This window comes from Pseudomonas sp. FDAARGOS_761 (assembly GCF_013343155.1).
Taxonomy (GTDB): Bacteria; Pseudomonadota; Gammaproteobacteria; order Pseudomonadales; family Pseudomonadaceae; genus Pseudomonas; species Pseudomonas aeruginosa.
Genome location: NZ_CP054572.1, coordinates 1748364 through 1771161, shown reverse-complemented (window position 1 = coordinate 1771161; position 22798 = coordinate 1748364). Strand labels below are relative to the sequence as shown.

The window sequence follows — 22798 nt, the reverse complement described above, 5'->3', positions numbered from 1 at the left end:
AGCCCCGCCATACTCAGCGCGGACCCTGGTATGGATAGCTCCGATGCCTCACTGGCTGGTAATCGATCTGGAGGCCACTACCGCGGAAGGCGGCTGGCCCCTGGAGGAAATGGAAATCATCGAGATCGGCGCCACCCTGGTCGCCGCCGCGGACGCCCGCGAACTGGACCACTTCCAGCGTTTCGTACGACCGGTCAGGCGGCCGCTACTGACCCACTTCTGCCGCGACCTCACGCATATCAGCCAGGCCAACGTCGATGGCGCCGCCCATCTCGACACGGTCTGGGAAGCCTTCGAGCGCTGGCTCGCCCAGCATCGTCCGCGACTGGCCGGCTGGGCCAGCTGGGGCGACTACGACCGCCGCCAGTTGGAGCAGGAGTGGCGCCAGCACGGGCTGACCAGCCAGCTCAGCGAAGTGCCGCACGTCAATCTCAAGCAACGCTTCGGCGAAGTCCGCCAGTTGCCCCGCCCGGTCGGCCTGAACGCGGCCCTGCAACTGGCCGGGATGAGTTTCCAGGGCCAGCAGCACCGCGCCCTGGAGGATGCCCGCAATACCGCACGGCTGCTGCCGCTGGTATTGCCGGTGGAGCATTGAACGAGGCCCGCGCCGCCTAGTGACGCCTTTCCGAGGCTTGGGCATACTGGCGGGCCTTTTCAAACCCGCCTGTTCACCCCTTCAGGAGAAGCCCATGTTCAAGGTCAACGAATACTTCGACGGCACCGTCAAATCCATCGCCTTCGACATGACCGCCGGCCCGGCCACCATCGGCGTGATGGCGGCAGGCGAATACGAATTCGGCACCAGCCAGCTGGAGATCATGCATGTGGTCGCCGGCGCGCTGACGGTCAAGCTGCCGGGCAGTGACGAGTGGCAGGAATACGCCAGCGGCAGCCAGTTCACCGTCCCGGCGAACAGCAAGTTCCAGCTCAAGGTCGCCCAGGACACCGCCTACCTCTGCGAATACCGCTGAGCCCCGGCAGACAGGAAAACCGGCCGCAGGCCGGTTTTTTCTTGCCCGCCGTCCAGCGGCGGCGGAGGGATCAAGGTACGCTCATCCGCCGCTGGAGCGGCTCGCCTAGCCCATTCAGCCCTGCGGGAAGCGGTAGTGGCCGATGACCTGGTAGCGGAACAGCAGGTCCTCTTCCCGCACGCCGGCACCGATGTTGTGCAACACCAGCGGCCTGCCCTCCAGCCTGCGATCGGAAAGCACGCCGATATGCAGCAGGCCGTTGTCCAGGCGCCAGGCGACGATGTCTCCGGCCCGGTAGGCGGAGGCGTCGCGGCTCGGCGCCAGGGCCAGGCCCTGGCGGCTGAACCAGGTCATCAGGTTCGGTACGCGGCGGTGATCGATGTTGCGGTCGGTGCCTTTCATCCCCCATTGCTGCGGGTAGGCCGCGAAGTGGCGACGCATGTCCTCGTGCACCGCCTTCTGCAGGTCCAGCCCCTGTCCACGCAGCGCACGGACCACCACGTCGGTGCAGACCCCGGTCTGCAGCGGCACGTCGCCGCCCGGATAGTCCAGTTGCCGGTAGGCCGGGTCGTAGCCCAGGGTTACGCCCACCTGGGCACGCGCCGCATCCACCAGTCGCTGCGGTTCGACCGCAGCGGCCGCCACCAGCGGCAGTCCGAGCATGGCGAGCAGCAACAGGCAGCGCAGCGCGCCGGATACGTCCTTGTCCATCCTTTTCCTCCTAAGCGCCCGCGGGCGCGTCCTGGTCCTTCCCGTATCCCAGCGGATACAGCAGTTCTTCCTTGTAGCCGGCCCAGACCCGGATGGCGTCCGGGAAGCTGTCGTCCAGCACCGGGTCGCCGCTGTCGACCAGCAACGGGCGGCCCCCGAGGGTCCCCAGCTTGCGCTTGGTGGCGACCACCCGCATGCGCTCCAGGCCGATGGCGCGCAACACCCGGGGACTGATCTGCTGGTTGCCGCGACCGATCACGTGGCCCTGGCCGCCGATGGCGGTGACCAGCAGGAACGCCGGATGACCGTCCACCAGTTCGAACAGCCGCGCCTCGTCGACGTCGCGGGCGAGCACCGCGCCATACTCCAGCACGTCGACGCCCAGCAGGGTGGTTTCCAGGCCGAGATTGCGCGCCAGGCCATGCAGGGTCGAGCCCGGCCCGAGCACATAGCGCACGCCGTCTTCCCAGCTTTCCGCCAGCCAGTCGGCGAGGTCCACCAGCACCAGCTCCTCGGACTCCATCCCTGCCTGCTTCACGTGCTGCATGAAGTGGCCCTCCTCCGGCACCGTCATCTCGCCGTACCAACGCGCGGCGACGCGGCCGGCGCGCAGCGCCTCTTCGTCGAGGTCGCGCACCTCGCCGCTGGCCAGGCGCACCAGGCCGCCCTCGACCAGGCGCCTGGCCAATTCGCCGGCCGCGCGCGGACTGATGGCATAGACCCCGGAGTGGATCTTCACCCCGGCCGGAATGCCGAGCACCGGCTGTTGCTCGCGCACCACCCCGGCAACATCCCGTGCTGTGCCATCACCACCGGCGAACAGGATCAGGGCGACGCCGGCCTCCTGCAAACGCTCGACCGCCAACCGGGTATCCGCCGCGCTGCTGACCGCTCCCTGCCACTCGCCGAGCAGGCGATGGCGGAAGCCCATGCGCTCGAGCAACTCGCCGCCCATGGCCCCGGGAAAGGTCAGGAACTCGATCTTCTCGACCAGTGGCAACAGGCACTCCAGGGCTATCCGGGTGCGCTCCAGCGCACGTGGTTCGGCGCCTCTGGCCAGGGCCTCGGCGGCCACCCCGTCGCTGCCCTTCAAGGCGACCGGGCCACCCAGCCCGGCCAGGGGATTGACCACCAATCCCAGGCGAAACATGTCCATACTCATCCTCGGGCGAACTCCAGGGCGCCCACACCGGTCGGACCACTATAACCAGAAAAACCCAGCGGTAGCCGGCAAGCTGGCACGCCGACTGCAAGATTGCTATGGTCCATGGCTTTCGCGTTGGAGCGGCACGACATCCGCCGTTTGTCACGGCGGTTTCATCTGCGCTCCCTAGACTGCCGATAAACCTGATGAGGAGACGGGCAATGAATTCGCAACACACCGATACCGCCAAGCGCCGCGTGATCCCCTTCAATACGCAGCAGCACAGCGGTGGCGCCATCATCGACGCCCAGGGCCGGGAGATCCCGATCACCGAGGTGATGATCCAGCGCGCCTGCCGCGAACTGGACAGGTCCCTGGAGCAGGAACAGAAGCAGGCCTGAGTGCCCGCCAGCACGACTTCGAAGCCCGGCATCCGCCGGGCTTTTTTTCGCTTGCGCGAAGCCACGCCCTAGCTCGGCGCCGACAGGTCCTCGCCGACCAGGTCGAGGAAGGTCTCGACGATCCGCCGCGAGCGCTGTTCGCGCAGGCACACCAGGGTCTCGGTCAGGCGTCGCTGGCAATCGACGATGGGCAGCGCATGGACCCGCGTGTCGGCGCCGAACTCCGCGGCCGACACCACCCCCACGCCGATCCCCGCCACCACCGCCTCGCGCGAGGCCTCGCGGCCTTCGACCTGGATCGCCGGGCGGATCCGCAGGCCGGCGCGGCTCATCTCCTCCTCCAGGGTCTGGCGGGTCACCGAGCCCTGCTCGCGCAGCACCAGCGGCATGTCGTCGAGATCGGCGAGGCGGATCGACTCGCGCCCGGCCCACGGATGGCTGAGCGAAACGAAGGCGACGATCGGGTCGTTGCGCAGGGTCAGCGAAAGCAACCGCTCGTCGCTGACGTCCCGGCCCAACAGAGCCAGGTCGGCCTGGTAGCTGAACAGTCGCTGCAGAGACTCGTCGGTATTGCCGGTCTCCACCCGCACCGCGATGCCCGGATAGCGCTCGCAGAAACGCGCGATCTGCGGCAATACGTGCACCGGCGCATCCACCGCCAGGGTCAGGGTGCCGGTCCGCAGGGCGCTGGAGGCGGACAACAGCTCCTCCGCCTCGGCCTCGATCGCGAACAGCCGCTGGGTCACCGCGAGCAGGCGCTCGCCCAGTTCGCTCAGGCGCACCGAGCGCTTGTTACGGTGGAACAGCAGCACGCCGTAACGCTCCTCCAGCTTGCGCACCTGGTCGGAAACCGCCGGCTGGGTGAGAAACAGGCGCTCGGCGGCGCGCGTGAAGCTGCCGTACACGGCGACTGCATGGAAAGCCTTCAACTGCGCATGGGATACCGACATGGACCTTCACCACTCCAGGCAGGACAAGGGGTTCCGCGCCATGGGCGGCGCACACGGGGATGACCGTTCGGTCAACTTCTTCGAGCCACGCGGCGTCAGGCCTACGGACAAACAAGTAAAACTTATATTTAAAATTTGATAAATCGATTTCATTTATTTATCCGGAATTGTTTCCATCGCTTCACCACAGCGCGCCAGCGCCTCGGCAGCCAGCCCCTGCCTGGGCATGCGCAACCCTTACCCAGGAGGTGAAGCCGACTCCAGATCCCTCTGACCAGGCACCGCGACATGGCGGTGCGGAAGTGCTCATCAGAACAACAACAAGGCGTGTTCCCCTCACACCTGCCGGCACCGATAACAAGATCGAGGTCAGAACCATGAATCAACGTCCCGGGACGGCGCTGCCGTCCTCTCCCGTGTCCAGCTTCCAGCGCTGGCGCCTGCAGATATTCGCGATCACCTGGCTGGCCTACGCCGCCTTCTATTTCACCCGCAAGGCCTTTTCCGTCGCCAAGCTCGGCATCGCCGAAGATCCGGGCTTCCAGTTGGACAAGATGGCGATGGCCGATCTCGACGCCATCTATCTCGCCGCCTATGCCGTCGGCCAGTTCACCTGGGGCGTGCTGGCCGACCGCTTCGGCCCGCGCATCGTGGTGTTCGGCGGCCTGCTGATCTCCGCACTGGCCGCGCTGGTCATGGGCACCTTCGCCACCCTGCCGATCTTCGCCACTTGCATGGTGGTCCAGGGACTGGCGCAGTCCACCGGCTGGTCGGGGCTGTGCAAGAACATCGGCAGTTTCTTCGCCACTCACGAACGCGGTCGGGTGCTCGGCCTGTGGAGCACCTGCTACGCCTTCGGCGGCCTGGTCGCCTCGCCGTTCGCCGGCTGGTGGGCGTACAGCGTGTTCGGTACCTGGCACGCGGCGTTCTACTCCAGCGCCGCGGTGGTCGGCGGCTTGGCCCTGCTGTTCCTGTTGTTACAGCGCAACCGCCCGGAGGACGTCGGCCATCCACCCGTCGAACCGCAGGTCGCGAGCGAGGCCGTGCGCTATGCCGGCTTCAGGCCGGAAGGCGGCAACGGCGGCAGCCTGCAGGTACTCGCCAAGGTGGTGCGCAACCGCACGGTGCTCTGCCTCGGCCTGGCCTACTTCCTGCTCAAGCCGGCGCGCTACGCGATCCTCCTGTGGGGACCGGTGATCGTCTACGAACGCATGCCGGCGCTCGGCAAGGTCGGCGCGGCGATCGTTCCCACCGCCTTCGAGGTAGCCGGCCTGCTCGGCCCGATCCTGATCGGCTTCGCCTCGGACAAGCTGTTCGGCGCACGGCGCATGCCGGCCTGCGTGATCAGCCTGCTGGCGCTGACCGTCTGCCTGGCGCTGTTCGTCCCGGCGATGACCACCGGCAGCATTCCGATAGTGGTCGGCCTGCTGTTCATGATGGGACTGACCCTGTACGGCCCGGACTCGATGATCTGTGGCTCCGCCGCCATCGACTTCGGCACCGGCGAGGCCGCCGGCACCGCCTCCGGCTTCGTCAATGGCTGCGGTTCGGTGGGCGCGATCCTCGGTGGCCTGCTGCCCGGCTATTTCGACACCTACACGGTGTTCATCGGCTTCACCGTCGCCGCCCTGATCGCCACCGCGGTGCTCCTCCCGCACTGGAACAGCCGACCCGACGGTGTTGTGAAAGGCCACAGGAACATCCCCAGCCTGGGGGACTTCCGCCCGATCCGCTCCTGACTCCGGCGCGCCCGCCGCGCCACCAGCGTCTTTTCAAGCCAGGGAAACCCTCATGCATATCGAACGCTTCGAAGTCGTCAAACGCCGGGCCGAAATGGCCCTGCACGGCAACACCCTCTACATCGGCGGCCAGGTCGCCGACGATCCCAGCGGTGACATCCAGGACCAGACCCGCCAGGTCCTGGAGAACATCGACCGGCTGCTCCAGAGCGTCGGCAGCGACCGCGGCCAGGTGCTCTCGGTACGCATCCTGCTCGCCCACCGCGAGGACTACGCCGGTCTCAACCAGGTCTGGGACCAGTGGTTTCCCGAAGGCCGGGCGCCGACCCGCGCCTGTAGCCTGGCCGAGTTGATCGACCCGCGCTGGCGGGTGGAAATGATCGTCGTCGCCGCCCGTCCGCAGTGAGAGCACAGCCATGACCTTCCGACCCTTCTGGCTGGACCAGGCCCTACGCTCCGAACATGCGGCCCCCTGCCCGCCGCTGGCCGGCGATACCCGCGCCGACCTGTGCATCGTCGGCGGCGGCTACACCGGCCTGTGGACCGCCATCATGCTCAAGGAGCACGATCCCGGACTCGACGTGGTGCTGGTCGAGGCCGACCTCTGCGGCGCCGGCGCCAGCGGCCGCAACGGCGGCTGCGCGCTGTCCTGGTCGGCCAAATTCTTCACCCTGGAACGGCTGTTCGGGCTCACCGAGGCGATCCGCCTGGTCAAGGCCTCCGAGGACAGCATCCGGGCCATCGGCGCCTTCTGCCAGCGCTACGACGTCGAGGCCGACTACCGGCTGGACGGCACCCTCTATACCGCCACCAACCCGGCCCAGGTCGGCAGCACCGACAGCGTGATCGCCGCCCTGGAACGCCATGGCATCAACTCCTTCGTCAAGCGCCCGCTGGCCGACGTGCAACGCCTGGCCGGCTCGCGCCGGCACCTGGAAGGCTGGTTCTCGCCGGCTGCCGCGACGGTGCAGCCAGGCAAGCTGGTTCGCGGCCTGCGCCGGGTCGCCCTGCAACTGGGGGTACGCCTGTACGAAGGTACGCCGATGCGAGGACTGGAGCACGGCCGCCCGGCGGAAGTGGTCACCCCCCACGGGCGGGTCGTCGCCGACCGCGTGGTGCTGGCGCTGAACGCCTGGATGGCGAGGGCCTTCCCGCAGTTCGAACGCAGCGTGGCGATCGTCTCCAGCGACATGCTCATCACCGAGCCACGACCGGACCTGCTGCAGGAGATCGGCCTGACCAGCGGGGTCAGCGTGCTCGACTCGCGGATCTTCGTGCATTACTACCACAACACCCCGGACGGCCGGCTGATGCTCGGCAAGGGCGGCAACACCTTCGCCTACGGCGGACGCATGCTGCCGGTGTTCGACCGCCCCTCACCGTATCTCGGGCAACTACGCGGCAGTTTGCGGGAGTTCTTCCCCGAGTTCGCCGAGGTCGCCATCGAAGCCAGCTGGAACGGTCCATCGGATCGCTCGGTGACCGGCCTGCCGTTCTTCGGCCGGCTCGACGGCCGCGACAATGTGTTCTACGGCTTCGGCTACTCCGGCAGCGGCGTCGGCCCATGCCACATGGGCGGGCAGATCCTTTCTTCGCTGGCGCTCGGCCTGGACAATCCCTGGACCCGTTCGCCGCTGACCCAGGGACCGCTCGGTCGCTTCCCGCCGGAGCCGATCCGCTATGTCGGTTCGCTGATGGTGCGCAACGCGATCCGCCGCAAGGAGCGCGCCGAAGACGTCGGCCGGCGCCCGCGTCATCTCGACGTACGCCTGGCCAGGTTCGCCGCCGCCGCGGGCAAGGCCGACAAGGGGTGAGCCGCTTTCCGGGCGCCTCTTCAGCCCATTCGGGGGCGCCCTTCTTTTTCCTTCGGTTTCGATTTCGCTCAAGCAAAGGTCGTAAAAAGCGCATTTAATTCACCCGTCAGCCTGTGCGAGTCTGTTCCAACCCCTGGCCCAGTTTTCCTTCATGCACCTACCGACGACGCGCACCCTGCCCTACCAGCCTTCCGCCAACCCGGCCGGAACGCCCGCGCGTCTACCCCGCAAGCACAGCCGGTGGCTGGAACTGGAGCCGCTCGCCCTCCCTCTCGAACTGGCCTTCTGGGCGCTCTGGCATTGCCGCCACGCGCGTCCGCCGGACGCTCGTCACGCCTGATTTCCCTCCGGCCCCGCGCAACGGCGGGGCCGGCCTGCCGCTTGCATGCCGTTCCGCGACGCTGCCGTCGCCGGAGCGCCGCTGCGAGCATCGCGACGCTACCGGACAAGACCGACAAGAGAGCCCCATGAACTTCGCCTGCGAACAAGAAGCCCAGGATTTCCTGGCCGCCAACCCCGATATCGAACTCTTCGAACTGTTCATTCTCGACGCCAACGGCGTGCCGCGCGGCAAGCTGCTGCACCGCGACGAACTGCTGGCCGTCTACCGCAGCGGCCGGCCGCTGCCGAGCACCATCCTGGGGCTGACGATGAACGGCGAGGACGTCGAGGACTCCGGCCTGGTCTGGGACGTCGGCGACATCGACTGCCGCGCCTACCCCCTGTCCGGCAGCCTGGTGCGCCTGCCCTGGCGGCAGATCCCGACGGCGGCGGTGCAGGTCAGCATGCACCCGAGCGAGGGCCTGCCCGCCAGCGTCGCCGATCCGCGCCACCTCCTGGTGCGCACCATCGACGCGCTGAAGAGCGAGGGCTATCACCCGGTGATGGCCGCCGAGCTGGAGTTCTACCTGCTCGACCGTGAGCGCGACGCCAACGGCCGCCCGCAACCGGCTCGCGACGCCGATGGCGGCCGCCCGCGGGCGACCCAGGTCTACGGCCTGCGCGAACTGGAGCAGATCGAGCCGTTCCTCGCCGACCTCTATGCCGCATGCAAGGCGCAGGGCCTGCCGGCACGCACGGCGATCTCGGAATACGCCCCGGGCCAGGTGGAAATCACCCTCGACCACGGCGACGCCCTAGTCGCCATGGACCAGGCGATCCGCTACAAGCGCCTGGTCAAGGGCGTCGCGCACAAGCACGGAATGCTCGCCTGTTTCATGGCCAAGCCGTTCGACGACCTGGCCGGCACCGGCATGCACCTGCACGTCAGCCTGGCCGACGAACAAGGCCACAACCTGTTCGCCAGCGACGACCCCGCCGGCACGCCGTTGCTGCGCCAGGCGGTCGGCGGCATGCTCGCCAGCCTGCTCGACTCGCTCCTGCTGTTCTGTCCCAACGCCAACTCCTACCGGCGCTTCCAGGCCAACAGCTACGCGCCGCTGGCGCAGACCTGGGGCGTCGACAACCGCACCGTGAGCCTGCGCGTGCCGGGCGGCCCGGCCTCCAGTCGGCATATCGAGCACCGCATCTGCGGCGCCGACGCCAACCCCTACCTGGCCGCCGCGGCGCTTCTCGCCGGGGTCCACCGCGGCATCCGCGAAGGCATCGATCCGGGCGCGCCGGTGGAGGGCAATGGCTACGCCCAGGCCGGCAAGCGCCTGCCCACCGACTGGCTGACCGCCCTCGACGCCCTGCAAGGCTCCGAGTGGGCGCGGGAAGCCTTCGGCGAGCCGTTCCTCGGCGTCTACCTGGCGGTGAAGCGCGCGGAATACCGGCAATTCATGGGCGAGGTCGGCGAGCAGGACTGGCGCTGGTACCTGACCCAGGCCTGAGCCACCCCGGACCCGCCCGCATACGGCGGCGCGCCGGCAGGACGCGCCGCACTGGAACAAGGAATACCCGATGAACGCAGCAATCCATCCCCGTCCGGCCGCGGAACGCGCGCCATCCTACTACGCCGCCACGCTCAACGAGGAAACCGACTATCCGACCCTGCTGGGCGCGGTGACGGTCGACATCGCCATCATCGGCGGCGGCTTCACCGGCGTCGCCACGGCGGTCGAACTGGCCGAGCGTGGCTACAAGGTGGCCCTGGTCGAGACCCATCGCATCGGCTGGGGTGCCAGCGGGCGCAACGGCGGCCAGGTCACCGGCAGCCTGTCCGGCGACGCGGCGATGCACAAGCAGATGCGCCAGTGGCTGGGCGCCGAGGTCGAGGACTTCATCTGGCACCTGCGCTGGCGCGGCCACGAGATCATCCGCCAGCGGGTGGAGAAGTACGGCATCGCCTGCGACCTTCGCCATGGCCACCTGCACGCGGCGATGAAGGCCAGCCACATGGGCAAGCTGCAGGCCTCCTACGAGGAGGCGGTGCGCCGCGGCATGGGCGACCAGGTGCTCCTGCTGGACAAGGCCGGCGTCCAGGCCCACCTGGAGACCGAGCTGTACTGCGGCGCGCTGAAGAACACCCGCAACATGCACCTGCACCCGCTCAACCTGTGCATCGGCGAGGCCAGGGCGGCGGCCGGCCTCGGCGCGCTGATCTTCGAACATTCCGAGGTCCTGGATATCGTCCACGGCCCGCGGCCGGCGGTGATTACCCGCGAGGGAAGGATCGAGGCGCAGCAGATCCTGCTTGCCGGCGATGTCTACCACAAGCTCGAACGCAGGCAGCTCAAGGGCATGATCTTCCCGGCCATGGGCGGAATCGTCACCACCCGGCCGCTGGGCGAGCTGGCACGGGAGATCAACCCGCAGGGGCTGGCGGTCTACGATTGCCGCTTCGTCCTCGATTACTACCGCCCCACCGCCGACGGCCGCCTGCTGTTCGGTGGCGGCGCCAACTACTCGGGCCGCGACTCGCGGGACATCGCCGCCGAGCTGCGGCCATGCATCGAGCGCACCTTCCCGCGCCTGAAGGGCGTGGAGATCGAGTTCCAGTGGAGTTGCGCCATGGGCATCGTGATGAACCGCATCCCCCAGCTCGGCAAGCTCTCCGACAACGTCTGGTACTGCCAGGGCTACTCGGGGCATGGCGTGGCCACCAGCCACATCATGGGCGAAATCATGGCCAAGGCGATGAGCGGGAGCCTGGAGCAGTTCGACACCTTCGCCCGTTGCAAGCACCTCAAGGTGCCGCTGGGCGACCTCTTCGGCAATCCGATGCTGGCCGCCGGGATGTGGTACTACCAGCTCATGGAGAAGCTGCGCTGAAGCGCGTGGGATGGCGGGGTCCGCGGAAGGCCTAGTCGGCCTTCTTGCGGATCCAGTAGAGATAGGTGCCCGCCTCTTCCTGCTGCTCGACCAGCTCGTGACCGAGGAACACGCAGAACTTGGGGATGTCGCGGCGGGTCGAGGGATCGGTGGCGATCACCTTGAGCAGGCCGCCGGGCGCCAGGTCGCGGACCTTGTTGTGCAGCATCATCACCGGCTCGGGACAGTTCAGGCCGGTGGCGTCGAGAATGGCGTCGACAGAATGGGTCATCGGGAAACTCCGCAACAGAATCCGCGCATTGTCGCGCATGCGGCGCGGCCGGTCACCTGTCCCCGGCCGGAATGCCGCCGCCCCTCAGCGTTCAAGGCGGCGTAGATGGCAGGTCACTTCCTCGCGGTCGTGATACAGCTGCTTGCAGCCGATCGCTACCTTCAGGCCGCGCGCGTCGAAGCTCTCGCGCAGGCGCTGGAGGATCTTGCGCACCTCGGCGTAGCGCTGCTTCATCGGCAGCTTGAGGTTGACCACCGCCTCGCGGCAAAGCCCTTCGCCGATCCAGGTCTCGATCAACGCACCGGTGCGTGCCGGCTTCTCGACGATGTCGCAGACCATCCAGTCGACCCGCTGGCGCGGGCGGTACTGGTAGCCGTCGACCTTCTGGTGGTCGACCAGCCCGGAATACATCAGGTTCTCCGCCATCGGCCCGTTGTCCACGGCGGTCACCCGCATCTCCCGGTTAACCAGTTGCCAGGTCCAGCCGCCCGGCGCCGCGCCGAGGTCCACGGCGAGCATATCCGGCGCCAGGCGCTTGTCCCATTCGCTGCGCGGGATGAACTGGTGCCAGGCTTCCTCCAGCTTCAGCGTCGAACGGCTCGGCGCCTCGCGGGGAAACTTCAGGCGCGGGATGCCCATCGGCCAGAGCGCGCTGTTGCGCGGCTCGGCGAGGCCGACGAAGACCTCCCGGCCGGAGCGGAAGGTCAGCAGCAGGCGCGGCAGCGCCGGGTCCTCCTGCAACCGCCCGGCCTTCACCAGCGCGGCGCGCAGCGGTTTCTCGAACTTGCGGCAGAAGGTCGAGACCTCCTTGCCGGCATTGGTGTCCAGCACCTCCAGCCAGAGGCTGCCGCAGACCGGATAACTCGCCAGTTCCGCCAGCAGCACCTCGATGCGCTGGCTTTCCGGCAATTCGATGAAGCCGGGTCCGCGCGCCCACTGGCGCGGGAAGATCAAGTCGGCGAAACGCAGGCGGCGCATCAGGCGCTCGGCGCCGTCGGCGTCCTGGCAGACGAACTCGACGTGGGCGCTGGCCGGCTTGCTCTTGGCGTAGCCGGGAATCTCGAGAGTGGCTGCATGCTCGGCGATTTCGGCGCAGACTTCACCTTCGAAGCCTGGCCGGCAGTGCATCAACAGGGTATTCATGGGGTTGTCTCCTTGGCCGCGCACTATAGTGCCGGGCATGCCTCAAGGGAACTGCAGCGACCGTTCGTCGGTCCAGTGTATATGGCAGGAGCCCTCGAGCCGGTCTAGCTTGAAGGTTTCGAACAACGCTATCCCAAAGTCTGACTCTCGCCAGCGGCCGGTACCGATGGGATCGGGCCACCGCGCATTACCGAGGTAACGGCACCCTGGCGTCCGCGGACGCCGCGGGTCCCGGGCGAAGCCAGGCACTATCGGCTCGACGACGGGCCTGGCGTCAGGACGAGGCCAGGCCCGCCGCCCCCGGGCCCGCCGTGAGGAAATCAGAAATGCCTGCTTTGGACAGCCTGAAAACCCTTCGCAGTCTCGCTGTGGACGGCAAGACCTACCACTACTACAGCCTCCCGGAAGCCGCCCGGACCCTGGGCGATCTCGGCAAGTTGCCGATGTCGCTGAAGGTCCTGCTGGAAAACCTCCTGCGCTGGGAGGACGGCAGCACCGTCACCGGCGACGACCTCAAGGCCCTCGCCGGCTGGCTCAGGGAGCGCCGCTCCGACCGCGAGATCCAGTACCGCCCGGCGCGGGTCCTGATGCAGGACTTCACCGGGGTGCCCGCGGTGGTCGACCTGGCCGCCATGCGCGCGGCCATGGCCAAGGCCGGCGGCGACCCGCAGAAGATCAACCCGCTGTCGCCGGTGGACCTGGTCATCGACCACTCGGTGATGGTCGACAAGTTCGCCAGCGAATCGGCCTTCGAACAGAACGTCGAGATCGAGATGCAGCGCAACGGCGAACGCTACGCCTTCCTGCGCTGGGGCCAGAACGCCTTCGACAATTTCAGCGTGGTACCGCCGGGCACCGGCATCTGCCACCAGGTCAACCTGGAGTACCTGGGCCGCACGGTCTGGACCAAGGAAGAGGATGGCAGGACCTACGCCTTCCCCGACACCCTGGTCGGCACCGACTCCCACACCACCATGATCAACGGCCTCGGCGTGCTCGGCTGGGGCGTCGGCGGCATCGAGGCGGAAGCCGCCATGCTCGGCCAGCCGGTATCGATGCTGATCCCCGAGGTCATCGGCTTCAAGCTCACCGGCAAGCTGCGCGAGGGCATCACCGCCACCGACCTGGTGCTGACCGTCACGCAGATGCTGCGCAAGAAGGGCGTGGTGGGGAAATTCGTCGAGTTCTATGGCGACGGCCTGGCCGACCTGCCCCTGGCGGACCGCGCCACCATCGCCAACATGGCCCCGGAATACGGCGCCACCTGCGGCTTCTTCCCGGTGGACGAGATCACCCTCGGCTACCTGCGCCTGTCCGGACGCCCGGAAAGCACGGTCAAGCTGGTCGAGGCCTACAGCAAGGAACAGGGCCTGTGGCGCGAGAAGGGCCACGAGCCGGTGTTCACCGACACCCTGCACCTGGACATGGGCGAAGTCGAGGCCAGTCTGGCCGGACCGAAGCGCCCGCAGGACCGCGTGGCCCTGCAGAACGTCGCCAGCGCCTTCAACGAGTTCCTCGGCCTGCAACTGCATCCCTCCAGCACCGAAGAAGGCCGCCTGCTCAGCGAGGGCGGCGGCGGCACCGCGGTCGGCGCCAACGCCGCCTTCGGCGAGATCGACTACCAGCACGACGGCCAGACCCACCGCCTGAAGAACGGCGCGGTGGTGATCGCCGCCATCACCTCCTGCACCAACACCTCCAACCCCAGCGTGATGATGGCCGCCGGCCTGCTGGCGAAGAAGGCGGTGGAGAAAGGCCTGCAACGCAAGCCCTGGGTGAAGAGTTCGCTGGCGCCGGGCTCCAAGGTGGTCACCGACTACTTCAAGGCCGCCGGCCTGACCCGCTACCTCGACGAACTCGGCTTCGACCTGGTCGGCTACGGCTGCACCACCTGCATCGGCAACTCCGGGCCGCTGCTGGAGCCGATCGAGAAAGCCATCCAGCAGGCCGACCTGACCGTCGCCTCGGTACTCTCCGGCAACCGTAACTTCGAAGGCCGCGTGCACCCGTTGGTGAAGACCAACTGGCTGGCCTCGCCGCCGCTGGTGGTGGCCTACGCCCTGGCCGGCAGCGTGCGGATCAACCTCAGCGAGGAACCGCTGGGCACCGGCAAGGACGGCCAGCCGGTCTACCTGAAGGACATCTGGCCGAGCCAGAAGGAAATCGCCGAGGCGATCCAGAAGGTCGACACCGAGATGTTCCACAAGGAGTACGCCGAGGTCTTCGCCGGCGACGAGAAATGGCAGGCGATCCAGGTGCCGCAGTCGGACACCTACGAGTGGCAGGCCGACTCCACCTACATCCAGCATCCACCCTTCTTCGAACACATCGCCGAGGCGCCGCCGGCCATCGCCGACGTCGAGCAGGCGCGGGTGCTGGCGGTGCTGGGCGACTCGGTGACCACCGACCACATCTCCCCCGCCGGCAACATCAAGGCCGACAGCCCGGCCGGCCGCTACCTGCGCGAGCACGGCGTGGAACCGAAGGACTTCAACTCCTACGGCTCCCGTCGCGGCAACCATGAGGTGATGATGCGCGGCACCTTCGCCAACATCCGCATCAAGAACGAGATGCTCGGCGGCGAGGAAGGCGGCAATACCCTGTACGTGCCCAGCGGCGAGAAACTGGCGATCTACGACGCGGCCATGCGCTACCAGCAGGACGGCACCCCGCTGGTGATCGTCGCCGGCAAGGAATACGGCACCGGCTCGTCGCGCGACTGGGCGGCCAAGGGTACCAACCTGCTGGGCGTGAAGGCGGTGATCGCGGAGAGCTTCGAGCGCATCCACCGCTCCAACCTGGTCGGCATGGGCGTGCTGCCGTTGCAGTTCGAGAACGGCCAGGACCGCAAGAGCCTGAAGCTGACCGGCAAGGAGGTGCTGAACATCCGCGGCCTCGGCGGCGAACTCAAGCCGCACATGCCGCTCAGCGTGGAAGTGACCCGCGAGGACGGCAGCCAGGACAGCTTCAAGGTCCTTTGCCGCATCGACACCCTCAACGAGGTCGAGTACTTCAAGGCCGGCGGCATCCTCCACTACGTGCTGCGCAGCATGCTCTGAGGCAGCGGCGGTACGCGCGGAGGGGTGGCTTCGGCCACCCCTTTTTCATTCCGGCGCCCGGGGCGGCGGGCGCTTCGCAGGGAGAACAACGCCCCGGCGTCATCCGCCGATACCCCGCAGTACCGGCGAATGGCCGCCTCGCGCTTATCCGCCAGGCCCCTCCCCAGCCCATGCGCGCCGCCGGGAATGACACGAAACCGTAACGTATTGACCTCCATCAGCGAATCCGCCATCTATCCGACCACGTGGTCGGTTCTCATGCTTTGGGTCAATAGCTATCTGTTTTTCCTCGTGAAAGCATTCACAAATCCCTCATGTGAAAGGCGTTTTCGCCGATGCAGAGGTAAATGCTTCACTTGTTTTGGAAGGCCCATGCGCAACAATCAACCGATCACCCAGCACGAGCGCGTCTATCCGGCGGAGCAACGCCTGATCACCACCACCAATCTCAAAGGCATCATTACCTACTGCAATGAAGCCTTCATCGACATCAGCGGCTTCAGTCGCGAGGAGCTGATGTCCGCGCCGCACAATCTGATCCGTCACCCCGACGTCCCGCCGGCGGTGTTCGCCCACATGTGGACCACCCTCAAAGCCGGCCGCCCGTGGATGGGGATCGTCAAGAACCGCTGCAAGAACGGCGACCACTACTGGGTCAGCGCCTATGTCACGCCGATCTACGACCAGGGCGCGGTGGTCGGCTACGAGTCGGTGCGGGTCAAGCCGACCGCCGAACAGATCCAGCGCGCCGAGGCCCTCTACCGTCGCCTCGGCGCCGGCAAGCCGGCGATCCCCCGGCGCGACCGCTGGCTGCCGGTACTGCTCGACTGGCTGCCGTTCATCCTGATCAGCCAGATCGGCTTCCTCATCGGTATCTGGCTGAACTCCTGGTGGGGCTTCATCCTCGCCGGCCTGCTCGCCGTTCCGCTCGGCCTGGCCGGACTGCGCTGGCAGAAGCGCGGGCTGAAGCGCCTGATGCGGCTCGCCGAACAGACCACCTCCGACCCGCTGATCGCGCAGATGTACACCGACAGCCGCGGCGAGCAGGCGCGCCTGGAAATGGCCATCCTCAGCCAGGACGCGCGCCTGAAGACCTGCCTGACGCGCCTGCAGGACACCGCCGAATACCTCACCGAACAGGCGCGCCAGGCCGACACCCTGGCCCACCACAGCTCCGCCGGTCTGGAACAGCAGCGCGCAGAGACCGAACAGGTGGCCACCGCGGTCAACGAGATGGCCGCCACCACCCAGGAAGTGGCGAACAATGTCCAGTTGACCGCCGACGCCACACAGAAGGCCAACGAACTGACTTCGCGCGGCCGCGACATCGCCGCGGAGACGCGCAACGCCATCCAGCGCCTGTCGGAGTCGGTGGGCGAGACCGGGGCCGCGGTGAGTCGCCTGGCCCAGGACAGCAACGAGATCGGCGGCGTGGTCGATGTGATCAAGGGCATCGCCGACCAGACCAACCTGCTCGCCCTCAACGCCGCCATCGAGGCGGCGCGGGCCGGCGACCAGGGACGCGGCTTCGCCGTGGTGGCCGACGAAGTGCGCTCGCTGGCGCAACGCACCGCAGCCTCCACCGAGCAGATCCACCATCTGATCGCCAAGTTGCAGAACACCGCCAACGATGCGGTACATACCATGGAGAGCGGCCTGCAGCAGGCCGAAGCCGGGGTCCAGCGGGTGCTGGAAGCCGACAGCGCGCTGGTCGGCATCAGCGAGGCGGTCAGCAACATCACCGAGATGACCACCCAGATCGCCGCCGCCGCGGAAGAACAGAGCGCGGTGGCCGAGGAAATCAACCGCAACATCAGCACCATCGCCGCCCTGGCCGAGCAGACCTCCGACGAGGCGCTGCGCACGGCGAAACTGAGCGAGGAACTGACCACCACCGCGCAGAGCCAGTATTCCCTGGTCGAGCGCTTCAACCGCTGAGATCAGGCCGCGGGGAGGAAACTCCCCGCGCCTGCCGTCACTTGAAGTCCCATTGCATCTGCGCCGGGATGCTCACCGCGCTGGACGACTGCACGCAGACGTCGAGGTAGTCGGTGAAGCGCGGTGGCGCGGAGATCCCCTCCTCAAGCAGACGGCTGTTGTCGAACAGGTAGTTGAGGTCGGCAAAGCCGCTGTACAAGCGCAACGCGCGCAGGACCAGACGCGGATTGGCCGGGCCGATGCGCGACTCGAAGCTCTTCGCCAGTTCCTTGAGGTCGTCCACCTCCACCTTGCGGTAGCGCTCGCCTACCGGCGCCGCCCCGTTGGCGCGGGCGAAGGCCTCGTCGATCTCACCGAAGGTGCAGGCCGCGCGATGGCCGGCGGAGATATGGTAGAGGCTGTGCCCCAGGCACGGCTTCAGCGCCAGGCCGATCAGCGCCTCGGCGCAGTAGTCGACCGGGATCACGTCGATCTGCTCGTCCAGGCCGCAGGTGAAGCTTTCCAGGGCGAAGCCCATGCGGAAGACCCAGAAGATGCTACCGGAGGCCTGGCAGCCAAGGGTACGGTGGCCCACCACGATGGATGGCCGCGCCACCACCAGGGGCAGGCCCGGCAGTTCCTCGCGCATACGCCGCTCGATTTCCGCCTTGGACGCGGTGTAGTCCACCAGTTGCTGCTCCGCCGCCGGGAATTCCCAGGACTCGCTGATCGGCGACTCTCGCTGCGGTCCGCAGCACATCGCGGTACCGACGTGGAGGAAACGCTTCAGTCGCTTCGAACGGCTCAGCACGTCGGCGAAGGCGAAAGTGCCGTCGACGTTGACCGGCCAGATGGTCGGGTTCTTCGAGAACGACGCTACGGCGGCGCAATTGATCACCCGCTCCACCTGCATCAGGCGCGGCGTCTCGCGGGCCAGCCAGGAGGTGTCGAGGAAATCGCCGCAGAGGATCTGCTCCGCCCGCAGTGCCAGGCAGTCGGCTTCGTCGACGCCATGCATCAGCAGGTTGCCGCGCAGGCGCTCGAGCCCCTCCTGGCGGGATTCGGCGCGGACCAGGAAGGACAGGTTGGCGCCGTGTCCGGCGGCGATCAGCTGGGCGGCGACCGAACCGCCGAGAAAGCCGGTGGCCCCCGTCAGCAGGATGCGTTCGCGGGTATCGATAGCGGTGATCTGCTCACCGTCGGCATGCATGTTCATGTCTTCCCCCCTCAGAGAAGTCAGTCGCCCACGCCTCGATGCGAGGGTGGTTGCGCCGCAGCTTATGAGGGGATGCCTTAAGGAACCGTTAATGGCCCTGGAGCCCGCGAAGGAAGCCGGCCACCTCCCGCGCCGTTGCCGCCAGGTGCTGCTCGTGGGTCAGGCCGGAGGCCTTCAGCGGCTTGAGGTCGTGGTCCGCCGCGGCCAGCCAGTGCAGGCGGATCGTCGGCGCCAGCGCATAGCCCGCCACCGCCTCGCGGTTGCCCAGGGCGTCGCGCTCGCCCTGGACGATCAGGGTCGGCGTGCGCAGCCCGGCGAGGTGCGCGACTCGCGGCTTCTCCGGCTTGCCGGCGGCGTAGAACGGGTAGCCGAGGCAGACCAGGGCATCCGCGCCCAGCTCGTCGGCCAGCAGGCTGGCCATGCGCCCGCCCATCGACTTGCCGCCCAGGGCCAAGGGCCCGTCCAGGGTCTCGCGGACCTGCGCATGGACCCGCCGCCAGCAGTCGAGCAACTGCGCCTGCGGATTCGGCGGACGCTTGCGGCCGTCCTCGCGGCGCTGGGCCATGTAGGGAAACTCGAAGCGCGCGACGGCGATGCCCTGGGCGGCGAGCAGTTCGGCGATGCGCTCCATGAACGGGCTGTCCATCGGCGCCCCGGCGCCATGGGCGAGAATCAGGGTGGCCGACAGCGAGCCGGCCGGGCGGTTCCATTTCAGCGACAACTTGCCACACCTCGTATGCAGTGGGGGTCGGGAAGCCAATTGATCCCGATCAATATTTCATAACGCCCCATTATCCATGCTTCCTCTCGCTAATTACGCCAATTAGACCAGCCCCAATGGGGGGACGCCCGGCATCCCAACTGCCGGAAAAAGCCATAGCGTATAACCGTGGATGGAAGCCCATAGCATGAGCACCACTAACCCAGAGTCCGCCTATAACTACAAGGTGGTCCGCCAATTCGCCATCATGACCGTGGTCTGGGGCATCGTCGGCATGACCGTCGGTGTCCTGATCGCCGCCCAGCTGGTATGGCCCGACCTGAACTTCGGCTTGCCGTGGACGAGCTTCGGCCGCCTGCGCCCGCTGCACACCAACGCGGTGATCTTCGCCTTCGGCGGTTGCGCACTGTTCGCCACCAGCTACTACGCGGTGCAGCGCACCTGCCAGGTGCGACTGTTCTCCGACACCCTCGCCTCCTTCACCTTCTGGGGCTGGCAACTGGTGATCCTGCTGGCCGCCATCAGCCTGCCGCTGGGCTACACCTCGTCCAAGGAGTACGCCGAGCTGGAGTGGCCGATCGACATCCTGATCACGGTGGTCTGGGTCGCCTACGCGGTGGTGTTCTTCGGCACCCTGGTCAAGCGCAAGGTCAAGCACATCTATGTGGGCAACTGGTTCTTCGGCGGGTTCATCCTCACCGTCGCCATGCTCCACGTGGTGAACAACCTCGAGCTGCCGGTGACCTTCACCAAGTCCTACTCGCTGTACGCCGGCGCCACCGACGCCATGGTCCAGTGGTGGTACGGGCACAACGCCGTGGGCTTCTTCCTCACCGCCGGCTTCCTCGGCATGATGTACTACTTCGTGCCCAAGCAGGCCGAGCGTCCGGTCTATTCCTACCGCCTGTCCATCGTCCACTTCTGGGCGCTGATCGCGGTGTACATCTGGGCCGGCCCGCACCACCTGCACTACACCGCGCTGCCGGACTGGGCGCAGTCGCTGGGCATGGTGATGTCGCTGATCCTCCTGGCGCCGAGCTGGGGCGGCATGATCAACGGCATGATGACCCTCTCGGGCGCCTGGCATAAGCTGCGCAGCGACCCGATCCTGCGCTTCCTGGTGGTGTCCCTGGCCTTCTACGGCATGTCCACCTTCGAAGGCCCGATGATGGCGATCAAGACCGTCAACGCCCTCTCCCACTATACCGACTGGACCATCGGCCACGTACACGCCGGCGCCCTCGGCTGGGTCGCGATGGTTTCCATCGGCTCGCTCTACCACCTGATCCCGAAGGTCTTCGGCCGCGAGAAGATGTACAGCCTGGGCCTGATCAACGCGCACTTCTGGCTGGCCACCATCGGTACCGTGCTTTACATCGCCTCGATGTGGGTCAACGGCATCACCCAGGGCCTGATGTGGCGCGCGGTCAACGAGGACGGCACCCTGACCTACTCCTTCGTCGAAGCGCTGGCCGCCGGCCACCCCGGCTTCATCGTGCGCATGCTCGGCGGTTTCATCTTCCTGCTCGGCATGTTCCTGATGGCCTACAACACCTGGCGCACCGTCAGTGCCGCCAAGCCGGCCGAATACGAAGCCGCCGCACAGATCGCCTGAGGAGCCGAGCATGAAACACGAAATACTCGAGAAGAACGTCGGCCTGCTGGCGCTATGCATGGCCGTGGCCGTGAGCATCGGCGGCCTGACCCAGATCGTGCCGCTGTTCTTCCAGGACGTGACCAACACCCCGGTCGAAGGCATGAAGCCCTACACCGCGCTGCAACTGGAAGGCCGCGACATCTATATCCGCGAAGGCTGCGTCGGCTGCCACTCGCAGATGATCCGTCCGTTCCGCGCCGAAACCGAACGCTACGGCCACTACTCGGTGGCCGGCGAGAGCGTCTGGGACCACCCGTTCCTGTGGGGTTCCAAGCGTACCGGTCCGGACCTGGCCCGCGTCGGTAGCCGCTACTCCGACGACTGGCACCGCGCGCACCTGTTCAACCCGCGCAACGTGGTGCCCGAGTCGAAGATGCCGGCCTACCCGTGGCTGGTGGAGAACAAGCTCGACGGCAAGGACATCGAGAAGAAGCTCGAAGTGATGCGCACCCTCGGCGTGCCCTATACCGACGAAGACATCAAGGGCGCCAAGGACTCGCTGAAAGGCAAGACCGAAATGGACGCCGTGGTCGCCTACCTGCAGGTGCTCGGCACCTCGATCAAGAACAAACGGTGACGGCAATGGATATCGGGACGCTGCGAGGACTCGGCACGCTGCTGATCATGGTCGCCTTCATCGGTCTGGTGATCTGGGCCTACAGCGGCAAACGCAAGAAGAGCTTCGACGAAGCGACGATGCTGCCCTTCGCAGACGATCCCGAAGCCAAAAAGCACGTCGAGCAAGCTTCTAGGAGTAACAAAGAATGACCACCTTCTGGAGTCTGTACATCACAGCTCTTACCGTCGGTACCTTGATCGCCCTGCTCTGGCTGGTCTTCGCCACCCGCAAGGGCGAGGCCAAGGGTACTACCGAAAAGACCATGGGCCACTCCTACGACGGCATCGAGGAGTATGACAACCCGCTGCCGAAGTGGTGGTTCATGCTGTACATCGGCACCATCGTCTTCTCCGTCGGCTACCTGGTCCTGTACCCGGGCCTGGGTAACTGGAAAGGCGTGCTGCCGGGCTACGAGGGCGGCTGGACCCAGGACAAGCAGTGGGAACGCGAGATGAACATCGCCCAGGAGAAGTACGGGCCGATCTTCGCCAAGTACGCCGCCATGCCCATCGAGGAAGTGGCCAAGGACGAGCACGCCATGAAGATGGGCAGCCGCATGTTCGCCACCTACTGCTCGATCTGCCACGGTTCCGACGCCAAGGGCGCCCTCGGCTTCCCCAACCTGGCCGACAACGAGTGGCGCTGGGGCGGTGACCCGCAGAGCATCGAGACCACCATCCTCGGCGGTCGCCACGCGATCATGGCGGCCTGGGGCGACATCCTCGGCGAAGACGGGGTGAAGAACGTCGCCGCCTACGTCCGCACCGAACTCGCCGGGCTGAAGCTGCCGGAAGGCACCAAGGCCGACGTCGAGGCCGGCAAGCAGATCTTCTCGGTCAACTGCGTCGCCTGCCACGGCCCGGAAGGCAAGGGTACCGCCCTGGTCGGCGCGCCGAACCTGACCAACCCCGGCGCGTTCATCTACGGCTCCAGCTACGCCCAGCTCCAACAAACCATCCGCCATGGCCGCCAGGGCCAGATGCCGGCCCAGGAGCCCTACCTGGGCAAGGAAAAGGTGCACATCCTGGCCGCCTACATCTACAACCTGTCGCACAACCAGGGCAGCAACTGACCCCTCCCCCCACCCGCGCCCTCCCGGGCGCGGGTCCTCCCCCCGGTCTCAGACCTTAGTCCCAGGCGGCGCGACGAAGTGTCGCACCAGCGGACGCCTTTCCTACCCATCCTTTTCAATCGCGTCTAAGCTGCTCTGCATTCGTCCCTCTCCGGCAGAGCGACGGGACACCTAACTTCA

22 protein-coding genes are annotated in these 22798 nt (G+C 67.0%); 15 read left to right on the top strand and 7 right to left on the bottom strand.

Translation table 11 applies throughout. The features are described from left to right. Positions 1–43: 43 nt before the first annotated feature. Positions 44–595, top strand: a complete 552-nt coding sequence (locus tag FOC67_RS08420) for an exonuclease domain-containing protein (RefSeq protein ID WP_003087377.1) — start codon at positions 44–46, stop codon at positions 593–595. 94 nt (positions 596–689) lie between these two features. Next, complete coding sequence (locus FOC67_RS08415) at positions 690–971, top strand: pyrimidine/purine nucleoside phosphorylase (RefSeq protein ID WP_003087375.1); 282 nt, start codon at positions 690–692, stop codon at positions 969–971. A 114-nt stretch (positions 972–1085) separates the two neighbouring features. On the opposite strand, the gene FOC67_RS08410 is transcribed toward FOC67_RS08415, so the two are convergent. After that, complete coding sequence (locus FOC67_RS08410; protein WP_009314733.1) at positions 1086–1682, bottom strand: DUF1287 domain-containing protein; 597 nt, start codon at positions 1680–1682, stop codon at positions 1086–1088. A gap of 10 nt (positions 1683–1692) precedes the next feature. Then, on the bottom strand, positions 1693–2838 hold the full coding sequence (locus FOC67_RS08405) for an ATP-NAD kinase family protein (RefSeq protein WP_009314734.1): 1146 nt from the start codon (positions 2836–2838) through the stop codon (positions 1693–1695). A 209-nt stretch (positions 2839–3047) separates the two neighbouring features. Between FOC67_RS08405 and FOC67_RS08400 the strand changes: the two genes are divergently transcribed. Further along, positions 3048–3227, top strand: a complete 180-nt coding sequence (locus FOC67_RS08400; protein ID WP_003087367.1) for a PA1571 family protein — start codon at positions 3048–3050, stop codon at positions 3225–3227. Between the two features lie 68 nt (positions 3228–3295). Here the strand turns inward: FOC67_RS08400 and FOC67_RS08395 are convergent, their stop codons facing one another. Next, a complete protein-coding gene (locus FOC67_RS08395) occupies positions 3296–4177 on the bottom strand; it encodes a LysR substrate-binding domain-containing protein (protein ID WP_003140168.1) in 882 nt (293 codons plus the stop codon). Between the two features lie 377 nt (positions 4178–4554). On the opposite strand from FOC67_RS08395, the gene FOC67_RS08390 reads away from it, so the two are divergent. The 6 genes from FOC67_RS08390 (at position 4555) to FOC67_RS08365 (ending at position 10943) form a co-directional block, all read left to right on the top strand. Next, a complete protein-coding gene (locus tag FOC67_RS08390) occupies positions 4555–5916 on the top strand; it encodes an MFS transporter (RefSeq protein ID WP_009314735.1) in 1362 nt (453 codons plus the stop codon). A gap of 52 nt (positions 5917–5968) precedes the next feature. After that, positions 5969–6322: a RidA family protein gene (locus FOC67_RS08385; protein ID WP_003087359.1), complete on the top strand. Its 354-nt coding sequence runs from the start codon at positions 5969–5971 to the stop codon at positions 6320–6322. A 10-nt stretch (positions 6323–6332) separates the two neighbouring features. Further along, positions 6333–7730, top strand: coding sequence for an FAD-dependent oxidoreductase (locus tag FOC67_RS08380; protein WP_003140172.1), 1398 nt, complete (start codon positions 6333–6335; stop codon positions 7728–7730). A gap of 151 nt (positions 7731–7881) precedes the next feature. Continuing rightward, positions 7882–8070 carry a hypothetical protein gene (locus FOC67_RS08375; protein WP_011666714.1) on the top strand — a complete coding sequence of 63 codons (189 nt, stop codon included), beginning with the start codon at positions 7882–7884 and terminating at the stop codon, positions 8068–8070. A gap of 127 nt (positions 8071–8197) precedes the next feature. After that, positions 8198–9562, top strand: coding sequence for a glutamine synthetase family protein (locus FOC67_RS08370; RefSeq protein WP_009314736.1), 1365 nt, complete (start codon positions 8198–8200; stop codon positions 9560–9562). Positions 9563–9632: 70 nt separating this feature from the next. After that, entirely contained in the window at positions 9633–10943 is a 1311-nt protein-coding gene (locus FOC67_RS08365) for an FAD-binding oxidoreductase (protein ID WP_009314737.1), read from the top strand. Between the two features lie 31 nt (positions 10944–10974). Here FOC67_RS08365 and tusA read toward each other — a convergent pair whose 3' ends face one another. Together tusA and rlmM are read right to left on the bottom strand one after the other, a co-directional pair. Further along, positions 10975–11214 carry a sulfurtransferase TusA gene (gene tusA / locus FOC67_RS08360; protein ID WP_003105999.1) on the bottom strand — a complete coding sequence of 80 codons (240 nt, stop codon included), beginning with the start codon at positions 11212–11214 and terminating at the stop codon, positions 10975–10977. A gap of 84 nt (positions 11215–11298) precedes the next feature. Continuing rightward, complete coding sequence (gene rlmM, locus FOC67_RS08355) at positions 11299–12357, bottom strand: 23S rRNA (cytidine(2498)-2'-O)-methyltransferase RlmM (protein WP_003087345.1); 1059 nt, start codon at positions 12355–12357, stop codon at positions 11299–11301. Positions 12358–12683: 326 nt separating this feature from the next. Here rlmM and acnA point away from each other — a divergent pair, with 326 nt between their 5' ends. Together acnA and FOC67_RS08345 are read left to right on the top strand one after the other, a co-directional pair. After that, positions 12684–15416, top strand: coding sequence for an aconitate hydratase AcnA (gene acnA, locus FOC67_RS08350; RefSeq protein WP_003087332.1), 2733 nt, complete (start codon positions 12684–12686; stop codon positions 15414–15416). A gap of 372 nt (positions 15417–15788) precedes the next feature. Next, positions 15789–17354 (top strand): methyl-accepting chemotaxis protein, encoded by a 1566-nt coding sequence (locus tag FOC67_RS08345; RefSeq protein WP_003140182.1) that lies wholly within the window; start codon positions 15789–15791, stop codon positions 17352–17354. A gap of 37 nt (positions 17355–17391) precedes the next feature. Here the strand turns inward: FOC67_RS08345 and cprA are convergent, their stop codons facing one another. Together cprA and FOC67_RS08335 are read right to left on the bottom strand one after the other, a co-directional pair. Further along, positions 17392–18549 (bottom strand): cationic peptide resistance protein CprA, encoded by a 1158-nt coding sequence (gene cprA, locus FOC67_RS08340; RefSeq protein WP_009314738.1) that lies wholly within the window; start codon positions 18547–18549, stop codon positions 17392–17394. An 88-nt stretch (positions 18550–18637) separates the two neighbouring features. Beyond that, positions 18638–19270: an alpha/beta family hydrolase gene (locus FOC67_RS08335; RefSeq protein WP_003105994.1), complete on the bottom strand. Its 633-nt coding sequence runs from the start codon at positions 19268–19270 to the stop codon at positions 18638–18640. A 187-nt stretch (positions 19271–19457) separates the two neighbouring features. Between FOC67_RS08335 and ccoN the strand changes: the two genes are divergently transcribed. The 4 genes from ccoN to ccoP are packed head-to-tail and all read left to right on the top strand — an operon-like array spanning position 19458 to position 22618. Continuing rightward, entirely contained in the window at positions 19458–20885 is a 1428-nt protein-coding gene (ccoN, locus tag FOC67_RS08330; protein ID WP_003087322.1) for a cytochrome-c oxidase, cbb3-type subunit I, read from the top strand. Positions 20886–20895: 10 nt separating this feature from the next. Further along, complete coding sequence (gene ccoO / locus FOC67_RS08325; protein ID WP_003087318.1) at positions 20896–21504, top strand: cytochrome-c oxidase, cbb3-type subunit II; 609 nt, start codon at positions 20896–20898, stop codon at positions 21502–21504. A gap of 5 nt (positions 21505–21509) precedes the next feature. After that, the gene (locus FOC67_RS08320; protein WP_003087314.1) at positions 21510–21695 is read left to right on the top strand and encodes a CcoQ/FixQ family Cbb3-type cytochrome c oxidase assembly chaperone; all 186 of its coding nucleotides are present in this window, start codon (positions 21510–21512) and stop codon (positions 21693–21695) included. Continuing rightward, the gene (ccoP, locus tag FOC67_RS08315; RefSeq protein WP_003087308.1) at positions 21692–22618 is read left to right on the top strand and encodes a cytochrome-c oxidase, cbb3-type subunit III; all 927 of its coding nucleotides are present in this window, start codon (positions 21692–21694) and stop codon (positions 22616–22618) included. Before FOC67_RS08320 ends, ccoP begins: the two co-directional genes overlap by 4 nt. Positions 22619–22798 lie beyond the last annotated feature (180 nt).